Annotated in this window: 16 protein-coding genes and 1 pseudogene; 4 read left to right on the top strand and 13 right to left on the bottom strand. The window is 57.1% G+C overall.

All coding sequences use genetic code 11. From position 1 onward, the window contains the following. Positions 1-246, top strand: a pseudogene (gene tuf / locus Q1B13_RS17500) (elongation factor Tu); the annotation flags it as partial. Positions 247-361: 115 nt separating this feature from the next. Here tuf and Q1B13_RS17495 read toward each other — a convergent pair. Next, positions 362-601, bottom strand: a complete 240-nt coding sequence (locus Q1B13_RS17495) for a hypothetical protein (RefSeq protein WP_299800097.1) — start codon at positions 599-601, stop codon at positions 362-364. Positions 602-876: 275 nt separating this feature from the next. Continuing rightward, positions 877-1,566 carry a ribulose-phosphate 3-epimerase gene (rpe, locus tag Q1B13_RS17490; RefSeq protein ID WP_299082628.1) on the bottom strand — a complete coding sequence of 230 codons (690 nt, stop codon included), beginning with the start codon at positions 1,564-1,566 and terminating at the stop codon, positions 877-879. Between the two features lie 354 nt (positions 1,567-1,920). On the opposite strand from rpe, the gene Q1B13_RS17485 reads away from it, so the two are divergent. Further along, the gene (locus Q1B13_RS17485) at positions 1,921-2,202 is read left to right on the top strand and encodes a hypothetical protein (RefSeq protein ID WP_299082627.1); all 282 of its coding nucleotides are present in this window, start codon (positions 1,921-1,923) and stop codon (positions 2,200-2,202) included. On the opposite strand, the gene Q1B13_RS17480 is transcribed toward Q1B13_RS17485, so the two are convergent. Continuing rightward, positions 2,184-2,867 carry a DUF1045 domain-containing protein gene (locus Q1B13_RS17480; protein WP_299082626.1) on the bottom strand — a complete coding sequence of 228 codons (684 nt, stop codon included), beginning with the start codon at positions 2,865-2,867 and terminating at the stop codon, positions 2,184-2,186. The two genes, Q1B13_RS17485 and Q1B13_RS17480, sit on opposite strands and share 19 nt — an antisense overlap. 55 nt (positions 2,868-2,922) lie before the next feature. Here Q1B13_RS17480 and Q1B13_RS17475 point away from each other — a divergent pair, with 55 nt between their 5' ends. Beyond that, positions 2,923-4,065 (top strand): alpha-D-ribose 1-methylphosphonate 5-triphosphate diphosphatase, encoded by a 1,143-nt coding sequence (locus Q1B13_RS17475; protein WP_299082625.1) that lies wholly within the window; start codon positions 2,923-2,925, stop codon positions 4,063-4,065. Positions 4,066-4,088: 23 nt separating this feature from the next. Here the strand turns inward: Q1B13_RS17475 and Q1B13_RS17470 are convergent, their stop codons facing one another. From Q1B13_RS17470 to Q1B13_RS17440, 7 genes are read right to left on the bottom strand one after another with little or no spacing between them, the layout of a single operon-like run. Next, on the bottom strand, positions 4,089-4,565 hold the full coding sequence (locus Q1B13_RS17470; RefSeq protein WP_299082624.1) for a class I SAM-dependent methyltransferase: 477 nt from the start codon (positions 4,563-4,565) through the stop codon (positions 4,089-4,091). A gap of 15 nt (positions 4,566-4,580) precedes the next feature. Continuing rightward, on the bottom strand, positions 4,581-5,333 hold the full coding sequence (locus Q1B13_RS17465; protein ID WP_299082623.1) for a polysaccharide deacetylase family protein: 753 nt from the start codon (positions 5,331-5,333) through the stop codon (positions 4,581-4,583). Beyond that, the gene (locus tag Q1B13_RS17460; protein WP_299082622.1) at positions 5,330-6,478 is read right to left on the bottom strand and encodes a glycosyltransferase; all 1,149 of its coding nucleotides are present in this window, start codon (positions 6,476-6,478) and stop codon (positions 5,330-5,332) included. Before Q1B13_RS17460 ends, Q1B13_RS17465 begins: the two co-directional genes overlap by 4 nt. Further along, the gene (locus Q1B13_RS17455) at positions 6,478-7,059 is read right to left on the bottom strand and encodes a histidine phosphatase family protein (protein WP_299082621.1); all 582 of its coding nucleotides are present in this window, start codon (positions 7,057-7,059) and stop codon (positions 6,478-6,480) included. Before Q1B13_RS17455 ends, Q1B13_RS17460 begins: the two co-directional genes overlap by 1 nt. Then, complete coding sequence (locus Q1B13_RS17450; RefSeq protein WP_299082620.1) at positions 7,056-8,132, bottom strand: glycosyltransferase family 4 protein; 1,077 nt, start codon at positions 8,130-8,132, stop codon at positions 7,056-7,058. The genes Q1B13_RS17455 and Q1B13_RS17450 overlap by 4 nt, the downstream gene beginning before the upstream one ends. Beyond that, complete coding sequence (locus Q1B13_RS17445) at positions 8,132-9,379, bottom strand: glycosyltransferase family 4 protein (protein ID WP_299082619.1); 1,248 nt, start codon at positions 9,377-9,379, stop codon at positions 8,132-8,134. The genes Q1B13_RS17450 and Q1B13_RS17445 overlap by 1 nt, the downstream gene beginning before the upstream one ends. Beyond that, positions 9,376-10,590: a glycosyltransferase gene (locus Q1B13_RS17440; RefSeq protein WP_298936544.1), complete on the bottom strand. Its 1,215-nt coding sequence runs from the start codon at positions 10,588-10,590 to the stop codon at positions 9,376-9,378. The genes Q1B13_RS17445 and Q1B13_RS17440 overlap by 4 nt, the downstream gene beginning before the upstream one ends. 441 nt (positions 10,591-11,031) lie before the next feature. Here Q1B13_RS17440 and Q1B13_RS17435 point away from each other — a divergent pair, with 441 nt between their 5' ends. Further along, a complete protein-coding gene (locus tag Q1B13_RS17435; RefSeq protein ID WP_299800091.1) occupies positions 11,032-13,353 on the top strand; it encodes a mechanosensitive ion channel domain-containing protein in 2,322 nt (773 codons plus the stop codon). 88 nt (positions 13,354-13,441) lie between these two features. On the opposite strand, the gene Q1B13_RS17430 is transcribed toward Q1B13_RS17435, so the two are convergent. The 3 genes from Q1B13_RS17430 to Q1B13_RS17420 are packed head-to-tail and all read right to left on the bottom strand — an operon-like array spanning position 13,442 to position 16,973. Beyond that, on the bottom strand, positions 13,442-14,797 hold the full coding sequence (locus tag Q1B13_RS17430; protein WP_299082617.1) for a CoA transferase: 1,356 nt from the start codon (positions 14,795-14,797) through the stop codon (positions 13,442-13,444). Beyond that, positions 14,794-15,948 carry an ABC transporter permease gene (locus Q1B13_RS17425; protein WP_299082616.1) on the bottom strand — a complete coding sequence of 385 codons (1,155 nt, stop codon included), beginning with the start codon at positions 15,946-15,948 and terminating at the stop codon, positions 14,794-14,796. The genes Q1B13_RS17430 and Q1B13_RS17425 overlap by 4 nt, the downstream gene beginning before the upstream one ends. Next, positions 15,945-16,973: an ABC transporter permease gene (locus tag Q1B13_RS17420; protein ID WP_299082615.1), complete on the bottom strand. Its 1,029-nt coding sequence runs from the start codon at positions 16,971-16,973 to the stop codon at positions 15,945-15,947. Before Q1B13_RS17420 ends, Q1B13_RS17425 begins: the two co-directional genes overlap by 4 nt. Between the last annotated feature and the right edge of the window lie 2 nt (positions 16,974-16,975).

Here is a 16,975-nt window from a genome sequence, read left to right as displayed (position 1 = left end):
AAGGATGAAGGTGGTCGTCACACGCCGTTCTTCGCGAACTACCGTCCGCAGTTCTACTTCCGTACGACTGACGTGACCGGCACCGTGACTCTGGCGGCTGGCACCGAGATGGTGATGCCCGGCGACAACGTGTCGTTCGAGGTTGAACTGATCGCACCGATCGCGATGGAAAACGGCCTGCGATTTGCCATCCGCGAAGGCGGCCGCACCGTCGGCGCCGGCGTTGTGTCGAAGATTGTAGAGTAATCGGTAGGCCGGGCATCAGCCCGGCACATCGTTGAAACAAAGAAGGCCGCCCCACAACGGGCGGCCTTCTTTGATCTAAAGCTTAGCGGGACGAAGCTGCCAGTCATCATATGCATTAAACAACTTTTGCGTTTTTTTTCTTCATAAGCCAAACGCCTAAAATACACAGCAGTGCACCAACTAACTGAAACGGTGCAACGAACTTCAGGTCGACCCATGCCGGACTTCCACAGATCGCGGTTGACCAGTCTTCTTCAACCGTTTGAGAAATCTCCCAATAGCACTGAAATACTTGGCCCAAACGCGGGCCAGAAAACAACAATACCAATCCAAAAGTAACCAACATCCACCTCATAGAAACTTGCTACCTTGTTTGCACTTCACTTGAAAGCTAAACGCGAAACCAAATCAGCTACTGCTGGATAGCATTGGTAGTTTTGGGCTCAAAGCCGCCATTGCGACAGTATTCTGTTACTTCTTGGCCAAACCTCTCACATCCGTGCAAGTCGCTTGAGCTCTCACCTGGAACACCAATGTAGGGTGTTCCCTCCTTGTCGGTTTCGAACGTGATTGGCGATGTACGCTTGTTTGTTCAGACCGGACAGGCTTGCGCGTTTTGGCGTACAAGCTTCACTGCTGAGCAGATTCAGCCGCAGCCCGTACCGCATTAATATTCTCGCCATAGACTTCGGGATTGGTCACCGACCCACCCTTGAACACCGCTGACCCTGCCACCAGAACATCAGCACCTGCCGCGGCAACCAGAGGGGCGGTCAGTGGGTCGACCCCGCCATCGATCTCGATATGGATCGGGCGGTCTCCGATCATTTGACGCAGCTTGCGGACTTTGTCGGTCATGTCGATGAACTTCTGGCCGCCAAAGCCCGGGTTCACTGTCATGACGCAAACCAGGTCTGCCAGATCCAATAGGTGTTCAACTGTCTCGGCGGGCGTGCCGGGGTTCAGGGCGACGCCTGCTTTCATACCGGCGGCGCGAATGGCTTGCAGAGTGCGGTGTGTATGCGGGCCGGCCTCAACATGGGCGGTCAGGATATCCGCGCCCGCGTCCGCGTAGGCCTGAATGTACGGATCAACCGGGGTGATCATCAGGTGAACGTCCATCACCGTTTTGACATGTGGCCGAAAAGCTTTTACCGCCGGGGGGCCGAACGTGAGGTTGGGAACGAAGTGACCGTCCATCACATCAACATGGACCCAATCCGCGCCCTGCGCTTCTATGGCCTGAATCTCTTGTCCGAAATTGGCAAAATCGGCAGACAGGATCGACGGAGCGATCTTGATGGTGCGGTCAAAGCTCATTGCAGCCTCGTAAGTGTTGGAGCGTTGCCGATGCATATACCTGCAGCAGGGGGCGAGTGGTAGACCTGCAACCCGCCTTTCTGAACGAACAACGCGCGAACCAGCATTGTGGCACCGTTATAGAACTTTCACGCAAATGACACCCTCGCTTGAATTGCGTCTGTAACCGATCGCCAAGATGAGTTGAGGGTGGCACATGCTGCGGATCAAAAACTGACCATGCGCTTCGGTGATAATTTTTGTTGATGATGCGACGCTGGATGTGGGTTGTTTGACGTCAGCGATTGTGGGTCCAGATAGCCGTATATGATAAGAGAGTGTTTCTGGTTCATCGTAGCCACCAAGGAGTGGATGATGAGAAACATATCGAAGAGCCCCTGCGATAAGATCTTCAAACACGTCAAACGCGTGTCCGTTGATGTGTTTGAGTACGTGGTGCGGGATGGTGCGTTTGCGATGCACTGGCCCGCGCACGGGCCGCTTTACGGCGCGCTCGCTGAAATTGCCCAGCAACGATGTGAAGCCAAAGCGCTATTGCCCGACGGGCTGAGCCGCGTCATCGAAATCGACAATTCAGGATCACTTGATGAAACGATCAGCGAAATCCTGACCCGACTTCAGCCGGAAAGGGCATAGCGATGGATCAGGTGAAACCGGCCGTCTTCAGCCTCTCCCATCAAGGTCAGATCGGTGATCTCGAACGGCGTGGGCAGCAGGGGGCCGAGATGTGTGTCCAGTGCGGATTGCACTTTGACCAAGGTGGGTTTGTCCAACCTGCCGCTGAGCGTTATATGGAACCGGAAGGATGCCAGCACGTAAGGATAGCCCCATTGGATCAGATTGGCCTCTTGGTCCCGGGTCAAGTTAGCTGCGCGCCGTCGCGCCAATTCAGCTTCGGATGTCGCCGCGCGAAAGTCGTCCAGTTCGTGAACGCAGGCTGCGGCCAGCGCGTTCAACTGCTCGGCATGTCCCAACGGGCGCAGCGCAAGGAAACGGCCCAAGCGCGCGATCTCAAGACCTTCCATCGCCACAGGCGCGCGGCTGGCCGCAAGCGTCGCGCAAGCGCTCTGCAGCGCGCTAAGCGATTGGCCGGTCCTCAGGCGAAATGGTGGTTTCATCGTCCCATGCAGCCCGTATTTCCGCGGTACCTGCGAAACAGCTGCGACATCGATGCCATCTATGACAGGGTGCGCGACCTCGGCCCCGTTTTCGATATCCCAGCCCAACCAGCTGGTTGCAAATTTCGTCCAATCCGCCGCAGCGGGTGGCGCAAAATAGATCGCGTACCGCGTGAATGTCACATTGGCCTCCTCCTATTGCGTGGCGTTCCAATAGCTCAAACTGTGTGAAGTTCAGATGACAGAAGACTTGATCCTTGCCAATGCCACGATTGTGCTGCCCGACGAGACTGTCACCGGCAGTGTTCGGATTGTCGGCGAATACATTGCTGACATCGACACAGGAGCATCGGTTCCAAAAGGCGCAATCGATTGTGACGGCGACTATGTCAGCCCAGGCTTGGTCGAGCTGCATACCGATAATCTGGAGCGTCACATCCAGCCACGCCCCAAGGTCGACTGGCCCCACGCGGCGGCGATCCTGGCCCATGATGCGGAACTGGCCAGCACCGGAATCACGACAGTGTTTGATGCGATGCGGGTCGGGTCGATCCCCTCAGGTGCGGCGCGATACAGGCAATATGCGCGGGGTTTGTCCCGAGAGCTTTGGCAATTGCGCGAACAGGATGCGCTGAAAATCAGTCATTTCCTTCATTTGCGCGCCGAGGTTTGTTCGGAAACACTCGTCGAAGAATTGGGTGAGTTTGGTCCAGAGGACAGGGTGGGTATTGTTTCGATCATGGATCACACACCTGGACAGCGGCAGTTTCGCGATATGGCCAAGCTCGAGGCTTACCTGAAGGGTAAGCACGCCATGGATGACGACACATTCATGCAGCACGTCGCCCAGCTAAAGGGGTTACGGGATCGCAACGGCGATCGGCACGAGATTGAAACAGTCAAAGCCGCGCGGCGTTTTGGGGCAGTTCTGGCCAGCCATGATGACACGACGGAGGATCAGGTTCGGGTCTCGGCGGGCCACGGTATTAGCCTTGCCGAATTCCCAACGACGGTCGAGGCCGCGCGGTCCTGCCATGATCACGATATCAAGGTCATGATGGGAGCGCCGAATATCATCCGAGGAGGATCCCATTCCGGTAATGTCGCGGCGCAGGAACTGGCTGAACTTGGCCATCTTGACATTATGTCTTCGGACTATGTTCCGGCTGCTTTATTGTTGTCGGCAGCCAGACTGGGCGAGCTATGGGGTGACATGGCGCGCGGTATCAGAACCGTAACGCTTGCCCCCGCTCGGGCTGCGGAACTAGAGGATCGTGGCGCTCTGCGAACCGGCGCGCGTGCTGATCTGATCCGATTTCGCATGCGGGCGAGTGTCCCCGCTCTCACTGCGGTCTGGTCGCGTGGGCGGCGGGTTGCCTGACAACGCGCGAAAGAAAACTCAGATCAGGCGAGATAAAACAGATAACGGTCCGGGGCGACGGTTTCGGGACCTTTGATCTGCTCAAACCCCACAAGCGGTTGCCCCGAGATTAACAGGCCGCCGGGTTGCATCACGCGCGAGATCGACGGGCAGAGGCGGGCAGCCTCGGCCACGTCCTCATTCTTGATGCCGCGCCCGAAATCATAATGCGCCATCGCAACTTTGCGTCCGGTGTCTGCCAGTTTGCGCAACATCGGCTCGGCTTCACCTTGTAGAAAGTCCTCGGATGGAGGGGTGCTGTCAGGATGACATTGCAGCACCCGGTCCATTACCCATATCTTGCGATCTGGCAGGATCTCCCGCAGATGATCATAGGTGCGGCCGTTGCCCAGCCCCATGTCCAGAATGTCACCGGGTGCGTCGCCAATTCGGGCTGCGGCCCAGTTTAATCCATCTCGTTGGGCCGTCAGGCGGCGCAGCATGGAATCCAGTCGGCTCATCGGGGAATTCTCTCGTCAGGTTCTTGGGGCAACCCACGCGTCCGCAGGGCCATCCAGCAGTTTGCGCAGCAAGGCGTTGATAAAGTCCCAGATGTCTTGATCATGGACCAGATGGTGCGTCAATACGCCAAAGGGTTCTGTATTGTCGGCACGCCCTTCGCGACGATCCCGTAACAGGCCGGCCGTCTTAGCGATCAGTGTATCAGCCGGGATTAATCCACGGCTCCCGCGCCAGTCAATTGGGTCGAGATGCGTGTTGATTTGATCCAAACCTGGCATGGGTTGCGCGGTCTTGCGGGGCGTTGCAGTTGAGAGGAAGCGAAAGCCTATTTCCGGTAACCGGTTTACGGCTTCGGCGGCGATGCGGTTCCAGGGGGGCACGAACATGGGGCGCAGATCGTTACCGAATAGCTCTGTCAGCTTCGCATGGCCTGCCCGCGCATCTGCAACGATGTCCTCTAACGGGCGATACAAGCCGAACTCAGATTTCTTTTCGCCGTCTGGCGCATGGTTCATATGGGCCCAGCCGTGGACAACTGGAATCAGGGTTGGTCGTCGCAAGGCATAATCTGCCAAATTGGGGTCGACGTCGCGCGGTACAATGGCCAAATGAACAGGCAGACCCAACTGTTGCGACATCTCGGACAGCCTATCCAACTGAGGGGTTTGGCAGATTGTATCATCGTCCCGCCACCACAGCGGCAGAGAGACCTCCTGATCAAGCCAGAGCTTCAGTTCAGCATCAAGCGGCTGCCAGTCCGGGATCATCGACGTTTCTCCAAAAGGCGCTTTGTGACTTCAACTGTCTGCTGCGCACCATCAAACCCCTGTATCTGGGGACCGCGCGGCCCATCGGAAATGACACGCTCTAGAGCATTTGCAAGCCTCTCACCTGTCAGATTCTGACTGGTCAGAACCTCAATCGCTGGTAGCTCGGACAAGCTGTGGGCTCTCAGCCCTTGTTCAACTTCCTTGCCGTCATCGAACGGAACAAATACCGCTGGTGTGCCAATTTGCAGGATGTCCAGTGCTGTGTTGTAGCCACACATACTGATCGAAGCAGCGGCATGAGGCAGCATCTGTCGAAAATCCGGACGTACGGGTTCCAGTGACACAGCTGTGCCTTGCGCCAATTCAGAAAGTTCGGCAATGCGCCTTTTAGCATCCTGCCCACCAACCAACAGGCGCCAGCGCCTGTTGGGCATCTTTCGGGCGGCCTCGATGGCCGCGCGAAAGATAGGCTGTCCTACCGATCCGCCACCTGCGCTTACAAGTACCTCATGCGCGCCAATATCCTCGGGATGTGGTTGTGGCGGTTCTGGCGCAACAAAACCCGTATAATGCAATCGCGCCGCCAACTTCGCTGACACAGGCCAACTGACAGACAACGGTGTTAGGCTTTGGTTGGAATGGACCAAAATGCCGTCGTAAAACTGCTCGATAATGTCATCTGCGCGGGTGGCCTTTGAGGGCTTCGACGGGGGGGCCAGAATATCCCGGATTGATCCAAGAATGATGGGCCGCTGGTCAAGGTTCCGAGCAGTGGTGAGGGCCGTGTCGAATTCGCTGGCCAGCGATCTTCGACCAAATGGATAAAGCTCGGTGATCAGAACCTGCGGCTGAAAGCTTTGGACAGCTTGCGTTAGGGCCGTTACGCGCGCTGCTTTGTAGCGGTCATCGGCGACATCATTTTGGTCGGTCAGCAATCGGGTGAAATCTGTTCCATCAGATCGCAAAGGCGGCAGCCCAAACAACGTCACGCCGCCGCTGTCCAACTGCGGTGCGGGCATGCCGCCAGATACAACCATAACGTCGCCCCCATCCCCATCCTCGGCAAAGGCCCGTCCCAGTGTCAAAGCGCGGCTCAGATGACCTGTGCCCAGCAAATGCGTGACGATGATCATCACCTTCATCAGATGGCCTCGCGTTTGATCAGACGAACAGGGGCGGCGTCGGGGGACATATCGGTCAAATTGATAACGTAAAGCCGATTGCGTTTGATTTTAAATGGTGCGGGACCTTCGAAATCCCAGCCCCATGCTTGGGCAAGAATGACCCGCATGATCCCGATATGGCAAACAGCGACCGTATCGGACCGCAGACCCAAAACCCAAGGGGACAACCGGGCCCAGACCTCGGCCGGGCTTTCGCCGTTTGGAGGGCGATAGGCCCATCCCCAATCCTCGATATGTCGATAACCACTGTCGGTGTCAGCAATCAGATCAACGCCGCGCAAGCCTTCCCAGTCACCCCAGTTCATTTCAATCAGCGCATCCGATATCCGGGGCGGTTGGCCGGTAACCAGCCTGGCTGTCTCGCTGGCACGCTGCAGTGGGCTGGACCAGATGTCAGCAGCGTTCCAGTGATCGGGAAGATCGTACCCCGACAACTCGTCGCGCGCGGTTTGATCCAACGGAATGTCGCTGCGCCCCTGAATGCGCCCGGCTCGGTTCCAATCCGTATGTCCGTGACGCAGCAGGGCCAGTCGGGTCATGACGATACCTTTAGCATTGGACGAATGGTTGCCCAAAACCGTTCGGTTGCTTTGGGCATCAGATGGTGGCGCTCGATATGCGCGCGCGCCTTTGAGCCCATAGACCGGCAGAGGAGCGGATCATCCAGCAGCTGTTGCATGTGCTTGGCAAGGCCCATGGGGCCCGCGCTGACCGACGGGTAATCAGATGGGAACAGCACATCCCGAACCCCGGGCCGGTCTTGTGCAACCACCGGCAGGCCCGCCGACTGCGCTTCTAGGTAGATCATACCGTATGCCTCGTTCACGCCAGGCCATACGAGAAATGAGGATTGCGAATATGCCGCGTGCAAAGCATCGCGATCCAACTGACCCAGAAATTCAACCTTGCCACCAAATGGTGCCATAAGGGCTTCGACTTCGGCCCGGGCAGGGCCGTCGCCTGCGATCTCAAGACTCCAGTCGCCTTCCAAATGGGACAAAGCCTGGGCCAGAATTGCGTAAGACGCCAGCTTATCGCCATCTCGCATCATCCCCACCGTCAGCATCGGACCATGGCCAGAGGTTTCCGGGGGTAACTCGCAGATTGGCAAGAAGGGTGGAAGTTCTACCAACGCCTGATTGTGGTACCGGTCTCGTTCCAGCGTGATCAGGTCATTTGCGGTGTGGTAAAAGATTACTTGGGCCGCATCGCAAGCATCATGCGCAGATTGCGCGAACCCGGCCCACGGGCCGGTCAAGCGACTGGTGGCGCGGGTGCTTTCCAATTGGACGTAGGGAATTTCCCGCGCCGCGCAGACCTGCGGCCCCAGTAAATCGGGGGCTTTGTAATAGTTGTGGTACGTCACCCAAAGGTCCGTATCCAACGGCATCTGGGCGATTAGTCGTTTTGCTTCAGCCTGCGCCGCGTCACGGAGTGTTTGTTGCAGGGCAGCGTCCCCCGTTTTGTCATAGATACGAAGACGGGACACCAAATCGCTTGGATCACCTTGGGCAGCGATGGCCTTCATCAGGTTTCGGGCCATTTCGCGATCGCCCGAAGGTTTCGGGCTGTCCGGAGCTTTCATCGGTGCATAAAAGGCAACTCGGGCCATTACGCCGCATCCGAACACAAGGCATTCAGCCGCGCAGACAGGCGTGCGATGCCCGGATCCATCCGAAATTCGGCGATCAGACGGTGGTAGGCGGCATCGGCCAACTGGGCAGATTTCTCAGGATTGGAAGCCATTGCCATCATTGCCGCAGCCAGCGAAGCGGGGTCGTCATTAGACAGAACGCCATGCGTTTCGCTCTCGATGAACTCTGGAATGGCCGACACTGGCGTAGACAGGATCGGCAGCAATTGCGAGGCTGCTTCCATCAAGACATTGGGCAACCCGTCGCGGTCACCATCGGCTGCAATGCGGCTTGGCAGCACGAACAAGTCTGCGGCTCGCATGGCCTGAATCACTTCCGGCTGATCGCACGGACCCTGCCAGGTGATCCTGTCTGCGACCCCGGCTGCGTTGGCTTGCCCTGTCAAAGCGTCGCCGAGAGAGCCGCCCCCAATGTGAGTCCAGTGCCAATCCAGCGATGCGGGCAACAAGGCAAACGCTTCGATCAGGCCGTCAAAGCCCTTTTTCTCGACCAAACGGCCGACGGACACCATGCGAAACGGGCTATCAGACGCGCGCTGGATGCGATTGGGCGGTGTTGGAAAACGGGTCAGGTCCAACCCGTGATAGATCAGATCGACACGACCCCGGTCGTCTGCGAGCTCGCGCAGGTGGTCGGCACCGACGGCAGTACAAGTCGCACCAAATTGGGCACCGTGGGTTTTTGCCTGTAGCTTTTCGCGTTTTTCCCAATCGGGTGAGGTCCAGATGTCTTTGGCATGGGCCGAAAAGCTCCACGGGATGGCGCGCATGATGGCAGCATAGCGGGCGACGGATGACGGTGTGTGCATGAAATGTGCGTACAGGCCCTGTGTCGCCTCAGGCAATTCTGCGGCCAATACACAAGCCTGACCAAAGCGGCGAATGCGGTTGTGCGTCGGGTCACGGCGCAAATCCTGGCGCCAGACATAATAAGCTTCTGCATAACCAGGCATGTGCTGGGCACGATGCCGCGCATTCCAAACGCGTTGAGGCTCGTCAAAGAGATACTCGGGCAGATAATGCACCTGTCCCGCAAATTGGTCGTGCAGGGGATGGCGTTTGGTGTCGGTCGGGTGGCGCAGCGACCAAATGTCAAACTGATGCCCGGCATCCTGCAAGGCAACAAGCTCCTGGGCGATGAACGTCTCGGAGAGGCGCGGCCAGCCTTTGACCAACACCGCCAACTTTGGGGCAGTCGCGGTCATCCGGTGGCCCGTTCCTGTTCCCGGCCCAGCAATGTGTCGATGCGATCAGTGACGTAGTCCAGCCCGTCCAGCAAACCGTCCTGGATAGTCTGCGACGGTAAGTCTTGATGCGGCAGGTTTCGGATGGCCTGGATCATTGAGGCGGGCGTCAAACCATCGCGCGTCTCATCAAGCATCTTCACCAGGCCGAGGTCTTCGGCGCGCGACGCCCGGATCCATTGTTCCAGACGCGGAGTAGTGCGGGGGACGATGACAGCGCGTTTGTCAAAGGACAGAACCTCGCAGAACGTGTTGTAGCCCCCCATGCAAACCACCCCGGCGGCACCCGCAAAAAAAGTTTCAATCTGGGATTCAAACCCCACGGCTGTAACGCGACCATTCAGTGCGGCGACGCGGGTTTCAAACTCTTCGCGCAACTCGCCGGACAAGAAGGGGCCGTAGACTAGAACAGCGCGAGGCGATAGCTTCGGGTCTTGTTCGTAAGCGGACAAGACCAGATTAACCATTGCCTTACCGTCACCGCCGCCGCCGGGCGTGATTAGAATATAGGGCTGTTCAGGCGGCTCACCGATGGGGCCGAGATCGCGCCGCAGGTAACCGGTCCAGTGGATACGGGATTGAGCAGCGGGGCTTAGTGGCAACCCCTTGGTCGGGTCATAGATTGACCGCAGCCCATAAACCCAGATTTCGTGATAGAACCGCTCAGTCGCTGCGATGGCCTCCTTGCGGGCCCATTCGGCGGCCAGAACCTCGGGTTCGTCCAGGACATCACGCAAGCCAAGGATCAGCTTGGTGCCACTGTCGTTTTCCATATGCTTCAACGTTGGCAGCAGCTCACCCCGGAACCCTGTGGGTTCTTTATCGACGATCAAGACGTCAGGATCGAACTGTTGAACCGCAGTTTGAATCAGACCAGAACGCAGCTCGGTGACCTCGTCGATGCCCATCCCGATTGTACGCGCGGCATAAGACCCATCGGCCCGTTTGGTCACGCCGGGCAGCCGCACGTGGTCAACCCGACGAGGAAAGGTGAAACGGCCAGCAATCGGTGATCCCGTCAGGATAAGCGCAGATGCGCTTGGATCTGCCTGCGTCATCGCGGCAGCTAGGGCGCGCGAGCGCCGCAGATGACCCAGTCCAAACGTGTCATGACTGTAAAACAGGATACGCGGCGCGCGGTTCGACTTGGTTTTTGCTATGCTTAGGCTCATACATTTGCCTGTCTTCTAGGTCGTTATGCGGTATCCGCGCGTTCGCAGACGTTATCTTACATTCCTTGGCGGCGCTTGCCAAAGGCAGAAGCGTATTCCCGCAAATGTGCTAAGCATTGCGATTTGGCAACAGGATATTGATGTATACGCGGCAAATCGCACCAGAGTTTGGCATCGGTCGCAGAATGATCGAGAAAACAGCAAACGGGACGATACTCAGACACAAAATCGGTCATAGTCAATTTCCCCTGAATTGAAAACACCCGCAGAGGCCCTGTGCGCCGAGAACACGTCCGGACAAGATGTTGAGATTGTCTGCTGTGAAGATTTGAATAGACCCATGTGGTTCTGTAATCTGTCCGGCATCGGGAAAACTGGATACAAGACCCTATGAAACCAAACTTTCTGGCCGGACTAGTCCTGGCATTCTGGGCCCTTTTGATGGCCTTTCCTGTCGACGTGGCGGCGCAAACATCGTTGATACCTGGGTACCCGACCGGGTCAAGCGACGACGCTGAAACCACGAGTGACAGCGATCTGACCGCTGCGATCCGGGCCGCCAGCGAAGCAGGCGCTAGTGTCATCGTGATTGACAGCGCTGGGCAAATCGCCACGACGACACAGGGTGACGCGCCTGCAGAAGAGGATGCGTCGGATAACCCGATGGCTGACGGGTCTGAGCTGATGAAGGCGCAGGAACGGTTTTCGAAGTTCCGTGAGTCGGTGGAGTCACGCCTTGAAGCGCTGCCTTATTCGGTGTTCGAAGTGCAGTACATTCTGCGACAGACCAGTCCGGATGGTCGAATACAGACCTATTTTGAAGTTCTGGGTTGGAACATCCTGTTCCTTTTGCTGGGGCGATGGCTGTCCATCGAGATTTACGGCAAGCGTATTGCAAAGCGATATGTCGTCGCCAAGATAAAAGAAAACCCGCAAGGGTACCGCGAGAAGATGCCGTTCCTTGTCATGCGTTTTCTGACAGGAATTGGAGCGACAGTTTTTGCCATGCTGATGGCGCTGATTGTCGGGTATCTGGTTTTCGGCGAATCCGAAGATATCTCAATCCAGTTTACAGTGACGGCTGTCTTTACTGCTTTCTTCCTGTCTCGCACAGCCTCGGATCTGTGGCGAATGGTTCTGTCTCCATATCTAAGCCAGTACCGTTTGCCACCCTTTTCTGACCGTCACGCTAAGCGTCTTTATTACTGGGCGTCGGCTTTGGCGACGTATGACATCTCGGTGGCGCTGTTTTCGACCTGGGTGGCGGATTTTGGCCTGAACTACAACGTTTACGCGATGGTCTATGGCGGGTTGACGATGTTGGGGGCTGTCGGAAACGTTTTGATGATCCTGTTCAACGCTGGCGCTATTTCACATGCAATCCGCGGTGGACGGGCGGCGGATCAAGTATCTTGGATTTTGCGCTTTATTTCTTATGGATGGGCGCCGGTATTGATCATTTACATGGTGTTCAGCTGGTTCAAGCTGGCGGTGGATCTGGTTCTGGAAAACGAGAACTCGCTGCCGATTGTGGCCAGCAGCTATGCAATTTTCATGTCCGTGGTCGTGGCCTATGGCGCGATGAACTATCTGCTTGAACGGTATTTTGACCGCAATCGCCGGCTGGAACAGATAAACAGCGATGCCGATGGCGATGAAGACCCCAGCGAGGGAACCGAAACACCCGAAGCCGAGCAGAGAAAACACACGATCCTGACCTATGAAGATCTGGCGCGGCGTGTTGCCGGCATTCTGGCTTTTGTCGTGGGTCTGTATGCGCTTGTGGTCATCTGGAACCCGGATGCCAGTTGGAGTGAGGACCTGCCGATTGAACGGGCGCTGGATGTGATGGTCATTCTGTTCATGGGCTACATCCTGTTCCATTTCTTCCGCATCTGGATCGACAGTAAAATCGCAGAAGAAGAGGTAGAGGTCGGCGACGCAGAGCTGGGTGATGAGGGTGGAGAAGGTGGGCAGAGCCGGCTAGCCACGTTGTTACCGCTGTTCCGAGGCGCCATTCTGGCCGTGGTTGTGGTGACCATAGCCCTGATCGTTCTGATGGAGCTGGGCATAAACGTTAGCCCATTGTTTGCAGGTGCCGGCGTTGTCGGTCTGGCCGTCGGTTTTGGTTCGCAAACTCTGGTACGCGACATCTTTTCAGGGGCCTTCTTTTTGATGGATGATGCCTTCCGCAAGGGCGAGTACATTGACATTGGGGATGTGAAAGGGACGGTCGAGAAAATATCTGTTCGCTCGTTCCAGCTGCGCCATCATCTGGGCGCGCTGAACACTATTCCCTTTGGGGAAATCAAAGTTCTGACCAACTACTCTCGTGATTGGGTGATCATGAAACTGCCACTACGGGTGACCTATGATACGGATGTCGAAAAGGTGCGCAAACTGATCAAGAAGCTGGGGCAAGAGTTGCTGACCGATCCGGTAATTGGGGAAAACTTTATCCAGCCGCTCAAGTCACAGGGCGTGATCGAGATGCAGGACTCAGCGATGATCATCCGGGTCAAATTCATGACCAAGCCGGGTGATCAGTGGCTGGTGCGCAAACGGGTCTACCAGGATATCCGAGAGCTGTTCGCGCGGGAAGGCATTCGGTTTGCCCACCGTGAGGTTACAGTTCGTTTGGCGGATGGCAAAGAAACGGAAGACCTAACGCCCAGGGAGCGCGAGGCAGTGACTGGTGCGGTTCAGGCAGCCATCGATGAGGATTACCTTGATGATATCGGACCCGGCGGAGATGATCGCTAAGGTGATCTCCCACCGCATTAGCAAACGTCTCTGACGAGACATTACCCAATGCGTTGGGCCGGGCCGCGCGTTCCGCGCGGCGGGTGCGTCAGATGGTCAGGGAGGGCCAGCCTGGTTCTGATGAGCCGAGTTCCGAAGCCGGGCTTGCCCACCGCATTTTGGCCTTGCCAACGCTCAGCGCCGGCTTGAGGCGGTGTCCGGGACCCCAGCCAGACTGCTCAATTGCCGCTGCGTAGTCCTTAGCAGTGGCTTCGATTGCTTTATCATCTGGTCCGGTTTTGCCTAAAACCGCCAGTAATTCGGCTGTTCGGGCCAGCGACAGATGGGCGTGCATAATCGAATTGCCCGACGCAGCCTCGGCCAGCGCAGACAGCACCGAGGCGGCCATCAAATATCCGGTGGCATGATCCAGGGCCTGAACTGGCAAGGGTGTCGGTTTATCGGCGCTTGCCCAGTCCATCCCCGCATGAGCGAGCCCAGAGCTCATCTGTACCAGACTGTCGAAACCACGCCGCGTTGACCACGGCCCTTGCCATCCATAGGCATCCAACGTGACCTCAACCCTATTCGCGGCCAACTCGTCCCGTTTGGATTTTGTCAGCCCAAGTGCGTCCAGAGCACCAGGTCGGTAGCCATGGACAAAGACATCCGCGTGCGTCAGCAGGCCTTTCAGACACTCAAGCCCCTCTGGGGTTTTCAAATCAAGATACGCGCAAGTCTTACCTAGTGAGATGTCCGGGATCACGCCGGGCTCGTCCCATTCCGGAGGATCGATACGCAAAACTTCGGCGCCAAACCCGGCGAGTGTGCGGGTCGATACGGGACCAGCCAGAACGCGGGTCAGGTCAAGGACTCGCAGCCCGGCCAGAGGACGCGCCTCAGTTGCCTTGGGTCGATCACGCAGTTTGATGCTTCGAGGTCCTTGCCAGCCGATCAGCGGGTCGCGGGCGACAGCGCGGCCTTGCGGATGATCCTGCCATTCAGAGCGGCGGCGCATGGCTGCAGCGACCCCGCCTTCAGCGACGATAGCGGTCTCAAGTTCTGCGGCTGTCCGGGATCTGACAGCCTGGACAACAGCGTCCCTATCTGCGGGTGTTTCCAGAACTCTCAGGGCTGCATCTCGGTGATGCGGAAGGTTGGTGTGCAGCCGGATCCAGCCGTCAGAGGTCTGGTAATTACCGGCAATCGCATCCCACAAGTCGGGCATGTCCCAACCGTCTGGTTTGAAGGAGTATCCAAACCAAAGCGACGCGAGGCGATGGTCGACGATTACCTCGGGTGCAGTCGGTGCAAGGTTCAGTGCCGTCATCAGGCGCGCCAGTTCCTGACCCACAGCCGCGACGCTCGCCGTGGCCAGTTCCGAGACTGCAAATGCGCTGGGCAGCGCGCCGGAACCTTTTTTCCGGTAGCCGTCCACAGCCGGAAGAGATGAGAGCAAGCTCATTGCTGGTAGGGATCCAGACTGTCCCGCAGCCCGTCACCCAGGAAGTTGAATGCCAGAACCACAACAATGATCGGCAACATCGGTATCGCCAGCCAGGGGTAAATCTCGACTGAGACAAGGTCCTGAGCGTCGTTCAACATCACGCCCCAGCTGACCGCAGGGGCGCGCAATCCAAGGCCAAGGAAGGACAGCGCGGTTTCACCAAGGATCATGGCCGGGATCGACAAGGTCGCCGAAGCGATCAGGTGCGACATAAAGTTGGGCAGCAGATGCTTGCGAATCACGCGACCCGAACTCGCTCCCATCATTTCAGCGGCTCGCACATATTCCTCTTCCCGCAGGGACAGGAATTTGGCGCGGACGGATCGGGCGAGGCCGGGCCAGTCCAGAATGCCCAGTATGATCGAAATGATGAAAAAGACGGTCACCGGGGACCAGTTCGATGGCACGGCAGCGGATAGGGCCAGCCACAGCGGCAGTTCCGGCAAGGATCGCAGGACCTCGATTACTCGGTTAATGGTCCAGTCAATACGCCCGCCGAAATATCCGGCCATCGACCCGAACAGAATGCCCAGCGTGAATGAGACCGAAATTCCGATCAGGCCAACGGTCAATGACAACTGCGCGCCATAAAGGATACGGCTGAAAACATCGCGGCCCAATCGGTCGGAGCCCCACAGGAATAGAGTAGCACCTTCTGGGGCACAGAACAGATGCGTATCTGTCGGGATCAAGCCGGCCAACCGATATTCGGATCCTTCGCAGAAAAACCGGATGGAACGGGGATCTTCTGTGTCGGGCACAAATTTCCACTGGAAGGTTTCCAAATCAGCCTCGGCCACAATCGGATAGACGTAAGGGCCTATGAAAGCACCTTCATGGAACCAGTTGACCGATTGTGGCGGGGCATACAGGTGCTCGCCGTTGCGTTCATTCGCGCCGTAGGGTGCAATGAACCCCGCAAAGGGCAGCATCAGGTAGCACAGCAGCAGGAAGATACCTGAGATAAGGCCCAATTTGTGCGTTCTGAATTTGCGCCAGACCAAGACCCAGTTTGGGGCGTCCAGATCCGCGCGCTCCAATTGCTGGACCGACGCCTGAGGATCAAACGGAGCGTCGTCAACAAAGCGGTTGTCGTTGCGGTCGGTCATGCTTCGCGCCCTTCGTACCGGATGCGTGGGTCAAGCATGACCAGCAGTATATCCGAGATCATGGTGCCAATCAGAGTCAACAAGGCAACGAACATCAGGACGAAAGCCGACAGAAATTGGTCCTGCGTCTTAAGCGCCGTCAGCAAGGTGGGACCAATGGTTTGCAGGCCCAGAACCACCGAGACCAAAACAGAGCCCGAGATCATCGAAGGCAACAAGTTACCAATGTCGGCCACAAAGGGGTTGAAGGCGACACGTAGCGGATACTTCGTTAGCATCCGGGACGGTGCCATACCCTTGGCGATGGCAGTTTCCACATAGGGTTTGCCCAGCTCATCCAACATGTTTGCGCGCAAGCGTTGCATCATGGCCGAGGCGCCAGAGGTGCCGATAACAAATGTTGGGACGATGAGGTGGATCAGGATGGATTTCAGCTTTTCCCAACTCATGGGTTGGCCTTCAAAAGAGGGATCCATCAGGCCGCCAATGGGTAGGTTGAAGTACTGGTGCCCGTAGTAAAACAGGATCAGCGCCAGCAGAAAGTTTGGTGTTGCCAGGCCCAAATATCCCACGAAGGCCGATGTATAATCGATCCATGTCCGGGATTTGGCAGCGGCGAGAACACCAAGCGGTAAAGCGACAGCGTAGACAAAAAGAATTGCGGCCAGATTGACCACAACGGTCAGCCACAATGTGTCACCGACGATGTCAGACACGGGTCGATCAAACTCAAACGACCAGCCATAGTTGCCTTGTAGCAGTCCCGAAAACCCGTGTGGCCCGGGCCAGAACCCCATCCAGATCAAATATTGTTCCCACATGGGGCGATCCAGCGCGTATTCCGCGCGCAGGAATTCAGCCTTGGCGACACCTGCGGACTGGCCCGAGGCCTGAAGTTCTGCGATCTGGTTGCTCAGATAGTCGCCGGGTGGAAGGTTGATGATCACGAATATCAAAACCGAGACGACCAGCAGCGTCAGCAGCATCGTAAAAAAGCGATACACCACATAGCGCAGCATAATCATTT

The organism is uncultured Ruegeria sp., assembly GCF_947489545.1.
GTDB lineage: Bacteria > Pseudomonadota > Alphaproteobacteria > Rhodobacterales > Rhodobacteraceae > Ruegeria.
This window is presented reverse-complemented; position numbering and strand designations above follow the sequence as displayed.